Annotated in this window: 20 protein-coding genes; 11 read left to right on the top strand and 9 right to left on the bottom strand. The window is 53.7% G+C overall.

Translation table 11 applies throughout. The annotated features are described in order from the left end of the window. Nucleotides 1–17: 17 nt before the first annotated feature. The 3 genes from SYN7336_RS25645 to fabG all read right to left on the bottom strand — a co-directional run bounded on the left by SYN7336_RS25645 (nt 18) and on the right by fabG (nt 1,435). On the bottom strand, nt 18–368 hold the full coding sequence (locus tag SYN7336_RS25645; RefSeq protein WP_017326234.1) for a DUF5615 family PIN-like protein: 351 nt from the start codon (nt 366–368) through the stop codon (nt 18–20). Nucleotide 369: 1 nt separating this feature from the next. Then, nucleotides 370–615 carry a DUF433 domain-containing protein gene (locus SYN7336_RS12225; RefSeq protein WP_017326233.1) on the bottom strand — a complete coding sequence of 82 codons (246 nt, stop codon included), beginning with the start codon at nt 613–615 and terminating at the stop codon, nt 370–372. Between the two features lie 124 nt (nt 616–739). After that, the gene (fabG, locus tag SYN7336_RS12220) at nt 740–1,435 is read right to left on the bottom strand and encodes a 3-oxoacyl-ACP reductase FabG (RefSeq protein ID WP_017326232.1); all 696 of its coding nucleotides are present in this window, start codon (nt 1,433–1,435) and stop codon (nt 740–742) included. A 239-nt stretch (nt 1,436–1,674) separates the two neighbouring features. Here fabG and SYN7336_RS12215 point away from each other — a divergent pair, with 239 nt between their 5' ends. Continuing rightward, nucleotides 1,675–2,826, top strand: coding sequence for an NAD-dependent epimerase/dehydratase family protein (locus SYN7336_RS12215; protein ID WP_026100942.1), 1,152 nt, complete (start codon nt 1,675–1,677; stop codon nt 2,824–2,826). A 148-nt stretch (nt 2,827–2,974) separates the two neighbouring features. On the opposite strand, the gene SYN7336_RS12210 is transcribed toward SYN7336_RS12215, so the two are convergent. Next, complete coding sequence (locus SYN7336_RS12210) at nt 2,975–4,003, bottom strand: amino acid ABC transporter substrate-binding protein (protein ID WP_017326230.1); 1,029 nt, start codon at nt 4,001–4,003, stop codon at nt 2,975–2,977. A 205-nt stretch (nt 4,004–4,208) separates the two neighbouring features. Between SYN7336_RS12210 and SYN7336_RS12205 the strand changes: the two genes are divergently transcribed. The 5 genes from SYN7336_RS12205 (at nt 4,209) to SYN7336_RS25635 (ending at nt 9,716) form a co-directional block, all read left to right on the top strand. Further along, on the top strand, nt 4,209–4,994 hold the full coding sequence (locus SYN7336_RS12205; protein ID WP_017326229.1) for an amino acid ABC transporter ATP-binding protein: 786 nt from the start codon (nt 4,209–4,211) through the stop codon (nt 4,992–4,994). A 167-nt stretch (nt 4,995–5,161) separates the two neighbouring features. Further along, entirely contained in the window at nt 5,162–6,625 is a 1,464-nt protein-coding gene (locus tag SYN7336_RS12200; protein ID WP_017326228.1) for a DEAD/DEAH box helicase, read from the top strand. Between the two features lie 35 nt (nt 6,626–6,660). After that, nucleotides 6,661–7,017 carry a translation initiation factor gene (locus SYN7336_RS12195; protein WP_017326227.1) on the top strand — a complete coding sequence of 119 codons (357 nt, stop codon included), beginning with the start codon at nt 6,661–6,663 and terminating at the stop codon, nt 7,015–7,017. 82 nt (nt 7,018–7,099) lie between these two features. Beyond that, complete coding sequence (locus SYN7336_RS25640; protein ID WP_227498496.1) at nt 7,100–8,854, top strand: ATP-dependent RecD-like DNA helicase; 1,755 nt, start codon at nt 7,100–7,102, stop codon at nt 8,852–8,854. A 403-nt stretch (nt 8,855–9,257) separates the two neighbouring features. After that, on the top strand, nt 9,258–9,716 hold the full coding sequence (locus SYN7336_RS25635; protein WP_017326225.1) for a hypothetical protein: 459 nt from the start codon (nt 9,258–9,260) through the stop codon (nt 9,714–9,716). Between the two features lie 157 nt (nt 9,717–9,873). On the opposite strand, the gene SYN7336_RS12180 is transcribed toward SYN7336_RS25635, so the two are convergent. The 3 genes from SYN7336_RS12180 to SYN7336_RS25630 all read right to left on the bottom strand — a co-directional run bounded on the left by SYN7336_RS12180 (nt 9,874) and on the right by SYN7336_RS25630 (nt 12,250). Then, the gene (locus tag SYN7336_RS12180; RefSeq protein WP_017326224.1) at nt 9,874–10,635 is read right to left on the bottom strand and encodes a phycobilisome rod-core linker polypeptide; all 762 of its coding nucleotides are present in this window, start codon (nt 10,633–10,635) and stop codon (nt 9,874–9,876) included. 98 nt (nt 10,636–10,733) lie between these two features. Continuing rightward, on the bottom strand, nt 10,734–11,489 hold the full coding sequence (locus tag SYN7336_RS12175) for a phycobilisome rod-core linker polypeptide (protein ID WP_017326223.1): 756 nt from the start codon (nt 11,487–11,489) through the stop codon (nt 10,734–10,736). Nucleotides 11,490–11,701: 212 nt separating this feature from the next. Then, nucleotides 11,702–12,250 carry a phycobiliprotein lyase gene (locus tag SYN7336_RS25630; RefSeq protein WP_051039808.1) on the bottom strand — a complete coding sequence of 183 codons (549 nt, stop codon included), beginning with the start codon at nt 12,248–12,250 and terminating at the stop codon, nt 11,702–11,704. 350 nt (nt 12,251–12,600) lie between these two features. Between SYN7336_RS25630 and SYN7336_RS25625 the strand changes: the two genes are divergently transcribed. The 5 genes from SYN7336_RS25625 (at nt 12,601) to SYN7336_RS12145 (ending at nt 16,288) form a co-directional block, all read left to right on the top strand. Continuing rightward, complete coding sequence (locus tag SYN7336_RS25625) at nt 12,601–12,792, top strand: NblA/ycf18 family protein (RefSeq protein WP_017326221.1); 192 nt, start codon at nt 12,601–12,603, stop codon at nt 12,790–12,792. A gap of 281 nt (nt 12,793–13,073) precedes the next feature. Further along, a complete protein-coding gene (locus tag SYN7336_RS12160) occupies nt 13,074–13,622 on the top strand; it encodes a bleomycin hydrolase (RefSeq protein WP_017326220.1) in 549 nt (182 codons plus the stop codon). Between the two features lie 82 nt (nt 13,623–13,704). Beyond that, entirely contained in the window at nt 13,705–14,199 is a 495-nt protein-coding gene (locus tag SYN7336_RS12155) for a bleomycin hydrolase (RefSeq protein WP_017326219.1), read from the top strand. Between the two features lie 152 nt (nt 14,200–14,351). Next, nucleotides 14,352–15,638: a HEAT repeat domain-containing protein gene (locus tag SYN7336_RS12150; RefSeq protein WP_017326218.1), complete on the top strand. Its 1,287-nt coding sequence runs from the start codon at nt 14,352–14,354 to the stop codon at nt 15,636–15,638. A gap of 50 nt (nt 15,639–15,688) precedes the next feature. Then, the gene (locus tag SYN7336_RS12145; protein ID WP_017326217.1) at nt 15,689–16,288 is read left to right on the top strand and encodes a HEAT repeat domain-containing protein; all 600 of its coding nucleotides are present in this window, start codon (nt 15,689–15,691) and stop codon (nt 16,286–16,288) included. Between the two features lie 37 nt (nt 16,289–16,325). Here the strand turns inward: SYN7336_RS12145 and SYN7336_RS12140 are convergent, their stop codons facing one another. Beyond that, a complete protein-coding gene (locus tag SYN7336_RS12140; protein WP_017326216.1) occupies nt 16,326–17,240 on the bottom strand; it encodes a HEAT repeat domain-containing protein in 915 nt (304 codons plus the stop codon). Nucleotides 17,241–17,269: 29 nt separating this feature from the next. Further along, on the bottom strand, nt 17,270–17,605 hold the full coding sequence (locus SYN7336_RS12135) for a hypothetical protein (protein WP_038025923.1): 336 nt from the start codon (nt 17,603–17,605) through the stop codon (nt 17,270–17,272). Nucleotides 17,606–17,607: the final 2 nt, after the last annotated feature.

The raw sequence follows: 17,607 nt of genomic DNA, 5'->3' as shown, positions 1-17,607 counted from the left end.
ATTAGCAAACGTCCGTATCAGTCAGGTGGCCTAATTCTTACTCTCGTCGAGTTAGCAGTGATAATGGCACCTGTAGATAGTTCATCTCCGTACAGACTAAGAACTGTAAGACCGACTTGGCTTTGCTGTTCGGAGTTGAGGTCGACCAGACGCAGTATGCCTTTGTGAGGAGAGCCTTTGACGATCGCCAACTCTCCAAAATCCTTGTCTAGCGTGACTAAAATGCGACTCTCCTCAAATGCCTGGGCTAAGATCTCCTCATCCCCTGGATCTTCATCCCAGTCGCCTGACCAAATAACGTCATATCCAGCAGTTGCAAGTGTTTTTCGAACACTTTTACCGATGCAACTATCGAGAAGCACTTTCACTCTATTGGCTGACCAGTAGTGGTTCTACACGTTCGTGACCCACTAAGCGACGGGCGTAAGCCAAGCAGGCTTGAATATCCTCAGGCTCGAGCCAGGGATAGTTCTCTAGTAAGGTTTCAGGTGTATCGCCTGCTGCCAGCATTCCTAAAACATGTTCTACAGCAAGCCGCCGCCCTCGCACAATCGGCTTACCGCCAAAGATCTCGGGATTGACCGAGATGCGCTCTAGTAATCTTTGCTCGTCCACCGCGATACCTCATCGGTATGTCGTTTTTTCTCCGCCTCTGCTTTTTAGTCTTTCCTCTGTCATAGCCTAAGCCAATTAAAGCTGTGTGAGGATCGATAACGCAATCGACTGACGGACTGAGGGCCTATAGGTTGCCGTAGATCGGCAAGGCAGCACCCCGAATATCCCCCGCAGCTTCCGACGCGAGCTCGCAGATTGTGTGGGCGAGGGATTCGGGTTTGACCCACTCGCCAGCATTCTCCGTCCCCATCGCCTTGCGGTTGGCAGGTGTGTCAATCACACTGGGCAGAACGACATTGGCCGTGACATTGGTGCCTTTGGTTTCAGCGGCGATCGCCTTTGTGAACGCCACCACCCCTGCTTTCGAGGCAGCATAGGCCGCGAGCTGACCGGCAGGCTGCACGGCTCCTCGGGAGGCGATCGTGACAATACGCCCGTAGTTTTGCTCCAACATGCGAGCCAAAACATGTTTGCAAACCAAAAACGTTGCGGTCAGATTCAGATCCAAATCCTGACGCCACTGTTCTAGTGAATAGCTGGGGGTTGGCCCCATCGAAAACCCGCCCATCAAGTGAATCAACCCATCCACTCGCTCCATCCCCTGCACGAGTTCGGCCACGCGGCCCTCGTCGAGTAAGTCTGCCTCTACCCATTGCAGGCGCACGAGCTCGCTGGGGGATACGAGACTCTTGAGTCGTTCTGCGTTGGCTCGCGAGCGGTAGGGCAGCGTCACGTAAGCTCCGCGCCTGAGCACTTCGGGAGTCACCCCCAGTCCCAATCCCCCCGTTCCGCCAGTCACCAGTACGTGCTTGCCCTGCATCTTCTGCTCTCCCCGTGCGATGTTTCTGCAAGACCCGAATGCGATCGCGCTTCTCCTCAGTGTAGGTGTTGTCGCCAGACATAAGGACACCCAATTGAGGCAATCGCGGACGCGAAATGTCTCAACGCAGCGATCGCGTTAAACCCTCGAACTCGCTCGCTCTCAGCCGGACGCGATCGGCATTTGATATTGGGGACGACATCCTGGTAGATTCAAGGGCGACACTTATCGGAAGCTTGATGAAAGTCCTAGTTATTGGCGGTGACGGATATTGCGGTTGGGCTACCGCCCTCCACCTGTCAAATCGCGGCTATGAAGTTGGCATCATTGACAACTACGTGCGCCGTTTTTGGGATTTGCAGTTGGGATCCAACACCTTGCCTCCCATTCAGCAATTGGAACGACGACTCGATTGCTGGAAAGGAATCAGTGGCAACGATATCGAGCTTTTTGTCGGCGATATTACAGATTACGGCTTCCTGTCGAAAGCGATGCATGCCTTCGAACCGGCAGCAGTGGTCCACTTTGGCGAGCAGCGATCGGCCCCCTTCTCGATGATCGATCGCGAGCATGCAGTGATGACCCAGACGAATAATGTGGTCGGCACCCTCAATCTGCTGTATGCCATTAAAGAAGATTTCCCCGACTGCCACCTAGTCAAGCTGGGCACGATGGGGGAATACGGCACCCCCAATATCGATATTGAAGAGGGATACATCAAAATCGAGCACAACGGTCGCTCGGATGTGTTGCCCTATCCCAAGCAACCGGGCAGCATGTACCACCTGAGTAAGGTCCACGACAGCCACAACATTCACTTTGCCTGCAAAATTTGGGGCCTGCGCGCCACCGATCTCAATCAGGGGGTGGTCTACGGCGTTCTGACGGAGGAAACCGGTGCGGACGAGCGGTTGGTCAACCGACTCGACTACGATGGCGTGTTCGGTACTGCCCTGAATCGTTTCTGCATCCAGGCGGCGGTGGGTCACCCCCTCACGGTTTACGGCAAGGGCGGTCAAACGCGTGCGTTCTTGGATATTCGCGACACAGTGCGCTGTGTGGAGTTGGCGATCGCCAAACCCGCCGATGCCGGTCAGTTCCGGGTGCTCAACCAGTTCACGGAAATGTTCTCGGTGGGCGACTTGGCGCTGATGGTGAAGAAAGCCGGTACGGCGTTGGGTCTGGATGTGGAGATCCAGAACATCGAGAACCCCCGTGTTGAGGCTGAAGAGCATTATTTCAATGCTAAAAACACCAAGCTGCTCGACCTCGGCTTGCAACCTCACCTCTTGTCCGATTCGCTGTTAGATTCGCTGCTCAACTATGCGGTGAAGTATCGCGATCGCGTCGATAAGCGACAAATCCTGCCCAAGGTGACTTGGAAGCGGTAAGGGTCTGGGCTCTATAGGGATAGAGATAGAAGCGGCATTCTGCTAGCGTACGAGCAGCGGATCGGATATAAAACAGTGGGCCGAGCTGAAACCCGACCCACCTTAACTTCGACAATCGCCCCGACCGGCAACAGCCAAGGATCGCGCTCTAACGGAAAGGAGGCGAATAGAGCAACCCGCCATCCACATAAGACGCATTCAGACCGCGATCGGTAACACCTAAGGGGGTGAGATGGCGATCGAACATCTCGGCATAGTTACCCACGCTCTTGATGATATTCACTGCAAAGTCAGCATCCAAACCCAGCACTTCACCCAGATTTCCATCCAGCCCTAAAAACCGCTGGATATTGGGATCGTTACTGGTGGCAATAAAGCGATCGATATTCTCGGAAGTAATGCCCACTTCTTCCGCATAAAACAGTGCATTCACCGACCAGTCCATAATGTCGGACCATTGCTCGTCCCCCTGAGGCACCAACGGACCCAGAGGTTCCTTCGAAATAATCTCCCCCAAAATGACATGAGCGTCGGGGTTTCTCAGAGTCGTGCGACGGGAGATCAGCGAGCTTTGGTCGGTGGTATTGGCATCGCAACGGCCTTCATCGTAGGTGGTAAAGCTGGCGTCGTCAGTATCCACCACCACGGGCGTAAAGTCTAAACCTCGGGCGCGAAAGGTATCGGCCAGATTCAACTCGGTGGTGGTGCCCGCAATGACGCAAATGGTAGCTCCATCCAACTCTTCAATTTGGGTCACCCCTAAAGACTTGGGCACCATAAATCCTTGACCGTCGTAGTAGGTGGTCGGACCGTAGGTGGCCCCCCATTCGCTGTCGCGGGTGAGGGTGTAGGTGGTGTTGCGACTGAGGATGTCAATTTCGCCAGACTGAAGAGCCGATTGGCGATTGGCTGAGGTCAAGATAATATACTCGACGTTATCGGGGGTTCCAAACACCGCTGCAGAGACAGCGCGGCACAAATCGACATCGAACCCTAAATGGTTGCCTTCGGAGTCAACCGTACTGAACCCCGGCAGTTGACCGTTCACGCCACAGCGGATCGAACCCCGCGCGCGCACCTCGTCGAGCACGCTAGCCTGCGCGGCACTCGTCCCGAAAGCAGTTGCCAAAGACAGCACCATTGCCCCTGCAAACGTAGCAATTGTTTTAACCCGCATTGTTATCGTTTCTCTCCTGTACGGTGGTGGGTTCCTGTATAGTACCTGTCAGCTTTACATCCCCCGAAAGCAGGAAATGTGATGCTAGATACTTCATTTTTCTTGCTGGATCCGACAATCTTGCTAGGATTTGCGCATGGGTGGCAGCGATCGCCACCTGCAAGACCCTGACAATACTGACTAGAATTACTGACTAGGATTTGCCATGAATGTTCCCCAGGCTGCGACTGAGCGAGAGAACGCAAATGCGCCCAGATCCGCCATTATCGAATGCGAAGACGTTCACAAGTGGTATGGGGAATTCCACGTTCTCAAAGGAATCACCACCCAGATTCAAAAGGGCGAAGTGGTGGTGGTGTGCGGCCCCTCAGGCTCGGGCAAGTCCACCTTTATTCGCACCCTCAATCGACTCGAAGAACACCAAAAGGGCTCTATTCGGGTGGACGGCATCGAGCTCAGCAGCGATTTGCGCAATATCGACGCCATCCGCCGCGAGGTGGGTATGGTGTTTCAGTCTTTCAATCTCTTCCCCCACCTGACGGTGTTGCAAAACGTGACCCTAGGGCCGGTGTGGGTGAAAAAGCAAAAGCGGAGACTGGTGAAAGAGAAAGCCCTGGAGTTACTCGATCGGGTGGGGATTGCCGAGCAGGCGGATAAATTTCCGGGACAGCTCTCTGGGGGACAACAGCAGCGGGTGGCGATCGCCCGCGCCCTGGCCATGAACCCCACGGTAATGCTGTTTGACGAGCCCACCTCCGCCCTCGACCCCGAAATGATCGCGGAAGTGTTGGACGTGATGCGGGAATTAGCCGGATCGGGCATGACGATGGTGTGCGTCACCCACGAAATGGGCTTTGCCCGCGAGGTAGCCGATCGGATTATCTTTTTCGATCGCGGTCAAATCGTCGAGGAAAACATTCCCCAAGCATTTTTCACCAATCCGCAAGAAGAGCGCACCAAGCTATTCCTCTCTCAAATTCTGTCCCACTAGGACCTCGTCCAACGCGAGTTGGCCCCCATCCCCCATCCCCCATCCCCAAGCCCCCTCTCCCAAACCGCAAGTTAATAGAGGCTGTTCCTCCCCTCTCCCTAGGGAGAGGGGCCGGGGGTGAGGGGCCAACCCTCGATACAATAAGCGGGAGTTCGCCCTAAGCCGCTATGCCCCGCCAACCCACCCTCACCTTCGATCGCGGCACCCTCATTCTCCATCCCCCCCCGCGCGGTAAAGGGTGGATCGACTTTGCCACTTGGGACGATCGGATCGAACGCTTTCGCATTCCCGCACTGCAGTATCGATCGCTGGTGGAAAGCTTGCGACGGGAGGAGACAGAGTTTGCCGATCGCGCCAAAGGGTTTGAGGCCCTCCCGCTAGAAGCGCAACCGCAACGAAAACCCTACCGACACCAAAGCGAAGCCCTCGCAGCTTGGCGACAGGCGGGGGGGCGCGGAGTTGTTGTTTTGCCCACTGGATCTGGCAAAACCTATTTGGCACATTTGGCCTTGCAGGCGATCGCCCGACACACTCTGGTCGTCGTGCCCACCCTCGACTTGATGCACCAGTGGTACGAGCAATTGGTGGCCGCCTTCCCCACCATTGAAATTGGCCTGTTGGGCGGGGGCTCTCGCGATCGCAGCCCGATTTTGGTGGCCACCTACGATAGCGCCGCCATCCATGCCGAAACTTTGGGAGGTGCTTACGGCCTGATCGTATTTGACGAATGCCATCACCTGCCCAGCGACTTCAATCGGGCCATTGCCGAATATGCGATCGCCCCCTACCGCCTGGGATTGAGCGCCACCCCCGAACGCGCCGACGGTCGCCATGCCGATCTCGACGACCTCATCGGTCCGCAGGTGTATCGCAAGTCTGCCGACGATCTGGCCGGGAGCACCCTGGCCGATTACGAAGTGGTGCAGATTAAAGTGCAACTGTCTGTCGCAGAACGCGATCGCTATCAAACGCTGATAAACAGCCGCAACGAGTTCTTGCAACAAGCCAATATTCGCTTGGGCTATTTAGAAGGGTGGCAGCAGTTTGTCCGGGCCAGTGCGCGATCGCCCGCCGGACGCCGCGCCATGCTGGCCCATCGCGAAGCCAAACAAATCGCCCTGGGCACCGCAGGCAAATTGCAGACTCTAGCGGAGCTAGTGGAGCGACATGCCGACGAACGAGTCTTGATCTTTACCAACGACAACGCCACCGTCTATCGCATTTCCTGCGACTTTCTCATCCCCGCCATCACCCACCAAACCCCCGTCAAAGAGCGCCACGCCATCCTAGAAGCCTTTCGCAACGGTACCTACCGCACCCTAGTGGTCTCCCACGTCCTCAACGAAGGGGTAGACGTGCCGGAGGTGAAAGTGGCAGTGCTCCTATCTGGAACGGGTTCCGCGCGCGAGTACATCCAGCGCCTGGGGCGAATTTTGCGCAAAGCAAAAACCCCTGGCAAATCCGCAATACTGTACGAGGTCGTTGCCGAAGGAACGGTGGAGGAACGCACCTCCGAGCGCCGCCGAGGCCAAGGGCGCAGCCCTCGCCAATTAGAGATCGTGCCCCAACGAACAACCCCCCGAGCTGCCGAGGCTCCCGCCGAATGGAACATTGACGATCTGCCTTTCTGACATCCAACCCCAACCACACCCCTTTGAGGCATCCCATGAGCAGTTCAAAACGCCGAGCATCGCAGCCCACTGACCCCAGCGGCAAGCGGATCGTTTACTCGGAATTTGGCAGCGACCTCGCTTACCCGCCGCTAGACCGTCCCAGCCCAGAGCTGCCGCCCGAACAGCAACAACTCCGCATCCAGACCTCCCGAAAAGGGCGCAAGGGAAAAACCGTCACGCTGATTTCGGGATTTCAAAGCAAGCCCGAAACACTGGCAACCCTGCTGAAACAGTTGAAATCGCTCTGTGGCGCTGGCGGAACTGTCAAGGAGATGACAATTGAAATTCAGGGGGACCATCGCGATCGCATCCTCCAGAAACTCCGCCAATTGCGCTATAGCGTACGCTGAATCCATTGCCCCTAGCGGACCGATCGTTCCTAGGCACTGGCTGAAGGGGAATCGGAGTCGGAGAGCGATGCATGCAGATCGGATGGCCTTTCAAACAACGCTGCTCTATTTCGCCTATTGCGGGCGATCGAGCTTGTCTTCGCGCGCGATCGCCCGCGAGGATCGCAAACTCAGCCGCATCTTTGCCGACCGACTCGTTAAAGGCGGCCAGCCCCTATCTGCTGCAGAGGAAACACAAGCCTTCGAGATTTTGCAAAAATATCGCCAACCCTTGACGGAGGCAGGCGTAAGCGTTCCGAACTCTTTGCCCGATCGCCTCGCCATTCAGCTCGAATCCGAAGGGATGTGGAGAGTGGTTAACGAGCGTCAAGGCACTGCTTACAGCGTGACCTTCGCTGCCGGACAGGGGAACTGCACCTGTCCTCAGTTTCGCCTCAAACACAATTGCAAGCACCTCGCAGCCGTTGTGGCAGCCAGCCTGACAGAGACGGAAGCCGAAGCGCAAGGCGATCGCACGGATGTCGACACCGCCGAGTTAGATACAAACATTCCAGCTATCTTGCCCGGGATTACCTTGACTCAGCAGCAATGGCAAGCACTGCAGGAGTTAGAGGAGTTTCTGCACAGTGACGAGCGACTCTACCTGCTAACCGGCTATGCCGGTACGGGAAAATCAACCCTCCTCCAAGCCCTAATCCAGCGCTTGCGCAGTCAAGGGGACGACAGAGCGATCGCCTTAACTGCATTTACCAACAAAGCCAAAAAAGTATTGGAGTCAATGGCTGTGCGATGGGGGCTAGCAGTTGAATGTCTGACCTGCTGTCAGCTCTTGGGCATCCGGCCTGTCATCAATCCCCAAACGGGGCAGCAGGAATTCAAACCCGAGCGCGGCTTCGAGAACCAAATCGATAAGTTTGCCTTGGTGGTGATTGACGAGAGTTCGACCATCGGCGAAGAAATGTGGGGTTTGCTACTCAAAGCGGTTTCTGGCTTGTTTCGAGAAGTCAAGCTGCTGTTTGTGGGCGATCCCGCTCAATTGCCCCCCGTCAACGAAGCAGAATCCCCTTGCTTTAAAGAAATTGCGCGAGCTTCTCACCTGACTGAAGTGGTTCGCTACGGCAACGCCATTGGTTTGGTGGCCGAACGCCTGCGCCAGACGATCGATCGCCCTGCGCTGCCAAGATTTCAGACCCAATTGAATGCCCAAGCTTCGGAAGGGGTCGAGGTATTGGATGCAGAAGCATGGCACCGCTCGTTGATAGACGTGTTTGTCGAGTCTGAGGGATCGGCAGATTTCGATCGCGTCAGGGCTTTGGCCTACACCAATCGGCGAGTCGAACAGCTCAATCGTACGATCCGACAGGCTACTTATGGGGTGGGTGCAGATCGGTTTGTGGTGGGGGAACGTCTCATAGCCCACAACCCCTGCTTAAAAGACGAGACCATCCTGCTAACCTCTTCGGCGGAATGCACGGTGTTAGAAGTGCGGCTGGGTCGAGTGGATCGCTGGCAGGTCTGGGCTCTGGGTGTGGAGGATGAAGAAGGCCGCTGGCGTCAGTTACAGGTGTTGCACGAAGCGGGCCGAGCAGAACTCGAGCGCAGATTGAAGCAACTGGCCGAGTCTTTACAGTGGGGGGAGTTTTGGGCACTGAAGAACCAATTTCACGATCTGCGCTATGCCTATGCACTCACCGTTCATAAGGCGCAGGGGAGTAGTTTTGAAGCGGTCTATGTGGACGTTCGTAATTTTGCGATCAACCGCAGCGCCTTGGAGCGCAACAAGCTCTGTTACGTGGCCCTGACGCGGGCTTCCAAACGGGTACTGATTTTGCAGTAAGGAGATTGCGTCCAACCATTTGGGGATATCAACCACCCAATTGAAGCATTGTCGTGGAAGGCAATGCTGTCGTTTTTTGTACTGTGTAAGGTTTAAACCTAAAAAAAATTCACAACAGGTCTCGCTCAGTTGCAGAGCAAATTCCGCATCGCCGAAACCCGCAAACTAACGTATCATTTGTCCAGGGGCCGAGCTAACTGCCGCACTACAATCATCGAACAGTGGAGTTAAAAACTTCACTATAGAACGCGAATCCAAGTCCATTTGCTTGGCAGATCGGCTTGCTCTGTACCGCCCCGCAGTCAATGTCGGGAGTACATTGCCTTCAGATGTTGTGGTTGGCCAGCAGTTCGATTAGACACACTTTGATGCCGGTCTCGTTGTTGCATGGAGATTAACTAAATTGAATTTCTTCGAACGCCTTGTCAGCAGGGGAAAAGCAAAGTCAAATGCTGCTGAAGACAGTAAGCCTCAACCTAAAGCAGAGTCCAAAGCAGGGTTTTTCTTGAGTCCAGATGAGTCTAAAACCTTTGGCAACCTAGACTACATGCGTACGCCAAAATCTGTGAGGCACACCTTCCCCAATGCTGCTGACCCCGATCGACCCCTCGAATTTGTGGCTGAGGTGACAGCTACAAAAAAATCTATTTCCGTAGAGGGCAAGAAGGATTCTGCCGCTTCTGGGGTTTCAGGCTCTATTCCTAGACCGCTATCCCCAGCGGCAGCAGCATCTGAAGCGACTCAAAAAGGCAAATTGCCTCCCCGCGTTTCTGCCTCTATGTCAAAAGATGTATCGGCTCGCCGACAAAAAGATAGCAACATGGACATGTTTCGCAAGATGGCCGACGAAATCATTAAATAGCCACCATCATTTGCGCCGTAGAGGCTTCTGACAGGCTGTCAGAAGCTTTTTCTTGCGATTGGAATCCTTGATGAGGCCCTCCTTCGACCAGTCGAAGGAGGGCCTTTAGATTTAGAAACAGTTTGCCAAGGCAAGGGAATTGACTAGACGTTCTGAACTATTTGCGAGAAGGAACCTTTCTCATGTAATCGCCAAAGTCGGAAGCTGAAACTCCCCGCAAGGAATTGGTAGGAAGCCCAATCTTTTTGGCCATATCCAGATAAGAAGCTGGATCGCCAGCACGGGTTAAGGTTTCTCCACGGAACGCACGCTTCGGTCTGGAAGCGTAAGTCATAATAAACTGCGGGAAGCCGAGGAAGTCTCGATGGTACTCGTTATAGCGAGGAGACTTAATGTTGAACGGCAGTTCCCCTTTAGCCCGACCGGGTAACACGCGACGGCGCTGGTAGGGGAGAACATCGTCGCCAAAGTTCTCCAAGTACTCCTCACTGCTCAGCAAGGCATCGACAAAACCGACGATACCTTTGGTGGCCACAACAATCGACCAAGCGATCCTCTCTGTTTCGCCGTATACGTCTCGACCCAGCACCCGCTGAACCGTCTGCTCCACAAAGCGATAGTTGCTGTTGAGGTCGTAAAAGCTCTTTCTATAGGTGTTGGATAGCAGTAAACCGCGTACGAACTCCCTCACCGTGATTTGACCGCTGCGCAGTTGCGACTCGAGGCAGGGCTCGCGATCGCATTTGAAGGCGTGGAAAAATATTTGACGATAAGCTGCTTCGATGAGCTCGCCGACATCTCCAGCAGACAGGAGATTCTCAGTAGAATAAACCTTGGGCCGATCGTCCCCCGGTACGTCATAACCGAGTACCCGAGCATTTTGCGTGGACGACTGGTAACTTAATAACGGTAACGGCACGTCAGAGTCTCCATGAATTAGCAAAATTATTATTGATACAAAGTTTAAATCAACCCGCGCCATATTCTCAGGAAAGTGGGCCAATTGGGTATTTATGCTTAGAGAGGGAATCCGGTGTAATAGGCTAGAAAGACTGCCAGAAGCCCTAGCCCCACTAGAATGCCGCCACCTTTAGCCAGGACTTCACCTAACTTAATGTAAATGACTGGAATGGGCGGGTTGTCCCAATCCCAAGCTGCGGGGCGAGCGCTACCGACGAACGCATAGTTGCAGCCCAAAGCCGTTAAGGTTTCTAGGCGATCGCGGCCATAGCGAGGCATGTGCTCGAACGAAATCTCTCCCATGTCTCGCTGAGGCAGCACCCGCCGACGCTGATAGGGGACAATGTCGTCTCCGAAGTTTTCCAGATATTCGTCAGTATTCAGCAATGCATCGATAAAACCTTGCAGTCCTTTGGTGGCCAGCACAATCGACCAGGCAAACTTCTCCCGCTCGTCGTAGGTGTCGCGGCCCAGCAGGCGCTGGATACACATTTGCACGAAGCGGTAGTTGTTACTGGCTTCGAGGTTGCGGCGACGGAAGGTATCTGAAGTTGCCAAGCCGCGAATAAATTCTCGCACGGTAATTTGGCCCGATCTGAGCTGCGACTCTAAGAAAGGATTGCGGCTGCTGGCGGTCATTTGTTGCTCGTTGATGACTCGACGATAAGCTGCCGCAATCAGGTCGTCCATGTCGGTTGCAGAGAGCAAATTTTCAGCAGAGTAGATGGCGGCTCGGTCATCATTACCCACTTCGAAGCCTTTGACACGTTGATTTTGGCTCGACCGAGGGTAATCCAACAGAGGAATGGTCATTGTCGTTCTCCGAGTATCTTGAAGCTTTGTTAAAATATTGCGGTCGGGCGTGCCGCAATGGGGAAATACACGTTCAAAAAAGTAAGGCCAGAAGCCTAGCAAGACTCAACTGTCCATGCATCAGGGTAGGAGATAAAATCAATTGAACTGGCAGAAGGGCGATCGCCAGAAACAATCTGTAATACAGCGTCATAAAAATCGTAACGATCGCCTCAGCCGAGACTTTGCCGCGCTTCCTCGACAATGCGCGTCTCTACACATAAAGACGCTGTACTGAATCCGCCATACCGCTTTACAGTACTCGTGCGCAGCCGCAAGTCGTCACTGGCAAACGAGAACCGCTCTACCGCGCTCATGGTTTCGTACTCGGTTGTAAGCACCAGCCCATCCTCGTCGTCCATCTGAAAGTGACCCGCCACAGGCATTTTCTCGGCATAGCCCTGCTCTCTCAGCAAGCGCCCCTTCCGGCCTGTTTCGTCCTCTGCCACCAGCACCATCACGGTCGATCCTTGATGGTCTTCGGCGCCTTCCTTATCCCAAGCCATCTTGCCGCCCCAGCACACCCGACAGCCCCCCAGTGCTGTGTCTGGGTCGAACTGATGCAACTGGCATAGCTCTAAGACATCCGGGTCGTCTGCTGGCAATGTCGAGACTTCCACTTCCAGATCGCCCGTTTCCGCCCGGCGGAATGCCAGATGGTGGGTAATGCGATTGGAGCGCCATTTCCCCGCACTGAGTTGAAAAAATTCCATTGCGTTCATGATTCAATCAGCTCCATCCGCCTGCCTTCGACTGCGCCAGTATTCAATTTTAAGATACTGCGCGTGTTGGGGAATACTCGATTTACTCGCCAATACGGCAACCATCCGTCCTTCGATCTCAATTTTGTAGCCTTTAACACAACAAGCCTCAAATAAACCACTGATAATGAACCGCAATGTTTCCCTATTGCATATGTTAAGTTTTAATGCTTAAATTATGAGTAGCTTGACTTAATTCCATTAGGTCTGTAGCCGAGCACTTATAAATTCCTCGTTTTTCTCACCTTGTTGCTAGCCGTTTGCATCCACTTATCTTGCACGACCGACTAACCAGCCAAAGGAGTTAACCGATGGAATCTACCGATCTGAGCATGGAACAACAGTTCAAGTTGCGAGTTTTGTCCGAACAGGTGCAACGGCTCAGCCGCGAGCAGGCGCAGGAGTACCTGATGGAGGTAATGCGCCAAATGATGGTGAAAGACAACATTGTTAAGAATCTGCTCATAGGCCAGGGCAACCTGTGGCAGCAGCAGAATGGTTGATTCGATCGGGTTGAACGCAGCGCGAGAACTCAACTGAATTCGATGCCTCTTAGGCCGAGAAGCCTTTGCCGATCGCGCCTCTTGCAATTCAAACGACATCAACGAAACGTCCGTAATGCTTGCTCGTCGGCAAACATTACGGATTGTTTCTTTATCTCTCATTTAGGGGGGGGATATGTCCTGCCATCTCCTATGTTTATTCCCAGCTTGCCGAGCGCCACTGTGGTAATGGCTGGCAAGCAATGTATAAAAGTATTTACTTTTAAGTTAAGGAGAGCTCAATGCTTGACGCTTTTTCTAGAGCCGTAGTAGCGGCTGATGCCAGCACTTCCCCCGTAACCGATCTGTCTGGCCTGAAAGCCTTTGTTGCTGAAGGCAACAAGCGGCTAGACGCAGTAAATGCTGTTGCTAGCAACGCTAGCTGCATCGTTTCTGACGCGATCGCTGGCATGATTTGCGAAAACACTGGCTTGATCCAGGCGGGCGGTAATTGCTATCCCAACCGTCGCATGGCTGCTTGCCTGCGTGACGGCGAAATTGTTCTACGTTATGTAACCTATGCTCTGCTGGCTGGAGATGCTTCCGTTCTGGAAGATCGTTGCTTGAACGGCCTCAAAGAGACCTATGCAGCTTTGGGCGTGCCCGCCACCTCCACCGCTCGCGCCGTGCAAATCATGAAAGCTAGCTCTTGCGCCCACGCTAATGGCACCCAAACCGAAGCTCAGGCTGGCGCTAAGTTCAAGAAGAACCGCGACGACCAAGGTCTCTGCAACGAGCTGACTGCTGAATTGGGCGGCTACTTCGATCGCGTTATCTCCGCTATCAGCTAGTCCTGCACCTCTAGCCCTTGTTTAAACGAGACACCTCTTAAGTCTCAGTTGTCTGACAATCTATTTAGGAGTTAACAAAAACATGAAATCTGTTGTGACCACTGTGGTTGCTGCTGCTGACGCAGCGGGCCGTTTTCCCAGCACTTCCGACCTCGAGTCCGTACAAGGTAGCTTGACCCGTGCAGCTGCTCGTATGGAAGCGGCTGAGAAGTTGGGGAATAATCTCGACGCTGTGGCAAAAGAAGCCTACGATGCTTGCATTACTAAGTATCCCTACTTGAACGACTCTGGCGAAGCCAACTCTACTCCTACCTTTAAGGAGAAGTGCGCTCGCGACATCAAGCACTACATGCGCCTGATCCAGTACTGCTTGGTTGTCGGCGGTACCGGTCCTCTAGATGAGTGGGGCATTGCGGGTCAGAAGGAAGTTTATACTTCCTTGGGTCTTCCTACCCCTCCTTACGTGGCTGCTTTGACCTTTGCTCGCAACCGTGGCTGCAGCTCTCGCGACATGTCCGTTCAAGCATTGACTGAGTACAATGCTCTGCTCGACTATGCGATCAACTCTCTTGCCTGAGCTCGGTCGTCAATCCTGTAGGACTTGAGTCCAAATTGTCTGGGGATTCTTGGAGAGATGTCTTACCCTCTGGTTAGCCATCTATCTGGAATCTCCAGTTCGCTGTTTGCACGAGTCACGAGTTAATTGAGTTGCCGCTCGAATAGAAGGCTATGGATAAACGTTTTTTTCGGCTCTTCGATATGAGTGAAGATGAGGCAATTGCTCTGCTCGATAAACCGATTGAAGATCTAGAAGAGGATGATGTGCGGTATGTAGCTGCTGCTCATCTTGTGAATTTCCCAACCGATCGTTCTATTGCTGCACTCATCCGCGCCGTCGAAAATACGCATCCATCATTAGACAATCGCATCACGCGGCGAAAGGCGATCGAAACATTAGGCCGCCTAGAAGTTCGGGAAGCCCTTCCTTTCATTCGGGTTTGCTTGCAAGATGACGATCGGTTTACGGTGGAGAATGCGGCCAAGGCAATTGCTGAAATCACCACTGACGATGCTGAAATTCTGGCAGAAATCGCACAGTTACTCGACAAACCCGAACAGTGCTATCGCTCCCTCATCCAAGTTTTATCCAAGCTGGGATACAAGCCCGCCCTCGATCGCATTCGAAACTTTTTAGACGCCGATAGCGAACCCCTGTATAGTGCTGCGATTTCTGCTGTTTGTAAATTATCGGGAGACGATTCTCAAATTGGCAAAGTGATTGACTTATTGCAGCATCCCAGTGTAAATGCCCGCCGCAGCAGTATTCAAGATTTGATTGATGCTGATTATTATCGAGCCATTCCTAAAATTGCTGCTTGTCCCGTGTCAATTGTTTTCCGGCTGCGGGCCATTCGCTTAATGGCTGGGTCTGATTTGTCCGATGGAAAGCTAATCGATCGAGATCTGTATGCCAGCTTGGATCGGGTCTTGATGGATCGCCCCAGTGACTTGAATCGGGTTCACCAATACGATGCTCTACCCCCCCTAGATGTTTTAATCAAAGATCTATACAGCACTGATTTCGGTCGCTGCTATCTTGCCACTCAAACATTGGTGGAGCAATATCCTGAAGCAGCGCCCAAGGCTTTATTCGCGACTTATGAAACAGAAGCACGTCAAGACTATGGCGCTCACTACCATGTCATCAAATCGCTAGGATGGCTGAGATATGCTCCTGCATACGATTTATTCATTGAGGCGCTGAATAATACTTCGCCTCAGTTTCAAAAGTCACGATCTGCAGCTGCGCTGGCTCTTGCCGAATTGGGAGAGAGAAAAGCGATTCCCGCTTTAAGGGCAAGCTCGGCCACAAAGATCTGGGCTCTGAAATATGCCTCGATCTTGGCCCTAGAAGCATTTGGAGACTCAACTGCACGTGAAGTTTTGGCTGACGACCCAGACCGACTAATCCGAGCGCGGGCCACCCAGGCTGCGAACTCCGTTCCAGTCTCCTGAAAGGACTGAGTGATTGCTTAGCAGAGATTTGAATTGTCGAGAGGGAAACTATGTCTTTAGAGGCATCATTGCAAAAATTGAAGCACCCCAACCCCAATATGCGCAGTCGGGCGATCGCTGAAATTGTCGATATTCGCGATGAAAACACGATTCCTACCCTGATTGGATTTTTAGGGGAAGCCAACACTGATTTTCGTCGGGCGGTCGTCAAAACCTTAGGGGTCATTGGACCGGACTCGGTTCCTTCCTTGGTCAAAAAGTTGCATGCGAGTGACGACACGACAGTCAAGGCTAGCTGCACGAAGGCAATGGCTCAAGTGGCAGTCAACCACCCCGACAAGCCCTTTCCTGCAGTGGGTAGCGAAGCGTTAAAAGCTGCCCTCAGCGATGCCGATCCTGTCGTTCACATTACGGCGGCAATGGCGCTTGGAGCCGTTGGAGCAGCGGCTAAGAATATTTTGCTAGACGGCCTCACAGCCACCGACAACCCGGCGGCGGCGATCGCGATTGTCAATGCCCTCAGTTCCATTCAGGACGAGGGTCTGATTGATGTGTTGAACGAGGTCGCCCATGACGAGTCTGTCGATAGCTACGTTCGCGAGACGGCAACGAGTGCCGTGTCTCGTCTGGAAATGATGCTCGGACGTTAGGTGCCGTGCCAATCGAGGCGGCTCGCATCGGTTGGCATTACCAGCCTTCCTCTTCCGTCTCCAACCTGCGCTCAATTTGCATAATGGCCAGTTTGATTGCCTTTTGCACAGCGTCGTCAGATTCTCGTTCGAGGGCAGCAGAGAGGGGGGCGATCGCCTCTTTCCCGCTGAGTTTCATCAAGGCCAGTGCGGCGGCTTTGCGACTTTCCCCCTCGGGGCGATCCAACATCTCTAGCAGAGCGGGGATGGCCGGTTTGTGCTCGATTTTGCTCAAAGCCGCTGCGGCCTCGCTACGGACATTTTGAGCGGGATCGTTCAAGGCATCGAGCAACAGTCTGAAGGCACGGTCTTCCGGTTGACTTTCTGCAATGCTGGCGACAGCACCGACCACCGCTGCCCGCACTGCGGCAGAGTCCGAGCCGATCTCCCGATAGATGGGCTCCGAGGCTTCCGCACCAATAAAGGCCAAGGCCCAAGCCAAATGTCCTTTGGTGGTTTCGGGCGTTGCGGGGGTCGCCAAAATGGCGATCAGCTCGGGAACCGCGTCTTCCCCCAAGCGAGCCAGTGCCCCCACTGCCGAGCCATGGACGACGGTGTCTGGATCGTTGAGCAGCGCATCGATCAAAGTGGGGATCGCAGTTCTATCTGCAATTAAAGTGAGGGTTTTAGCACAGGCTCTACGGATGACAGGGTTGGGGTGCTGGGCTAAAGCGCCAATCAAATAGGGAGAAGCGGGTTTGCCCACCTCCGCCAGAGCTTCGGCGATCGCCATGCGGGTTAGGCCCCGAGGGTCTGAGAAATTTTCTACTAAATCGGCCAGTAATTGTGCGTCAGCTTCAGGATTCAAGCTGCCCTCGACTAGTTTTTGGCGCAGCTCGGCCAATTGGGCATCCGTTCTGTGCTGGGCAGCCAGTACGGGATCTGCGGCGACTGAAGCATTGGGCTGAGACATAAGAAAGTGATGGTGAAAGACAATTTCTATTAAGTGCGTTCGTCAAAGCGGGTACGAAAGCCACCGTATTTAATCCAATATTGTTTGAGATCGTGGTGGGGGGTATGGAGGCTGGCTTTGACTCGGTACAATACGACCTTGCGATGGGTCCCAATCCAAACCTTTCTGATGGGATTGACGCCAATCACAGTACCGCCCAAACATTTGACACACTCAGAAAAGCGATCGATCGTAGAGGTCTCCACCGTTTCAAACACAAAAAAACTACCTTCGCAAACCAAGTGACGGCTGCGAATCCACACCTGCATTTTTTTAGAAGCCTGTGGCGGTAGCACGATCTCCTTCAGTCCTGTTGTTACATGCATGG

This window comes from Synechococcus sp. PCC 7336, assembly GCF_000332275.1.
In the GTDB taxonomy this organism is placed as follows: Bacteria; Cyanobacteriota; Cyanobacteriia; order Thermostichales; family PCC-7336; genus PCC-7336.
This window is presented reverse-complemented; position numbering and strand designations above follow the sequence as displayed.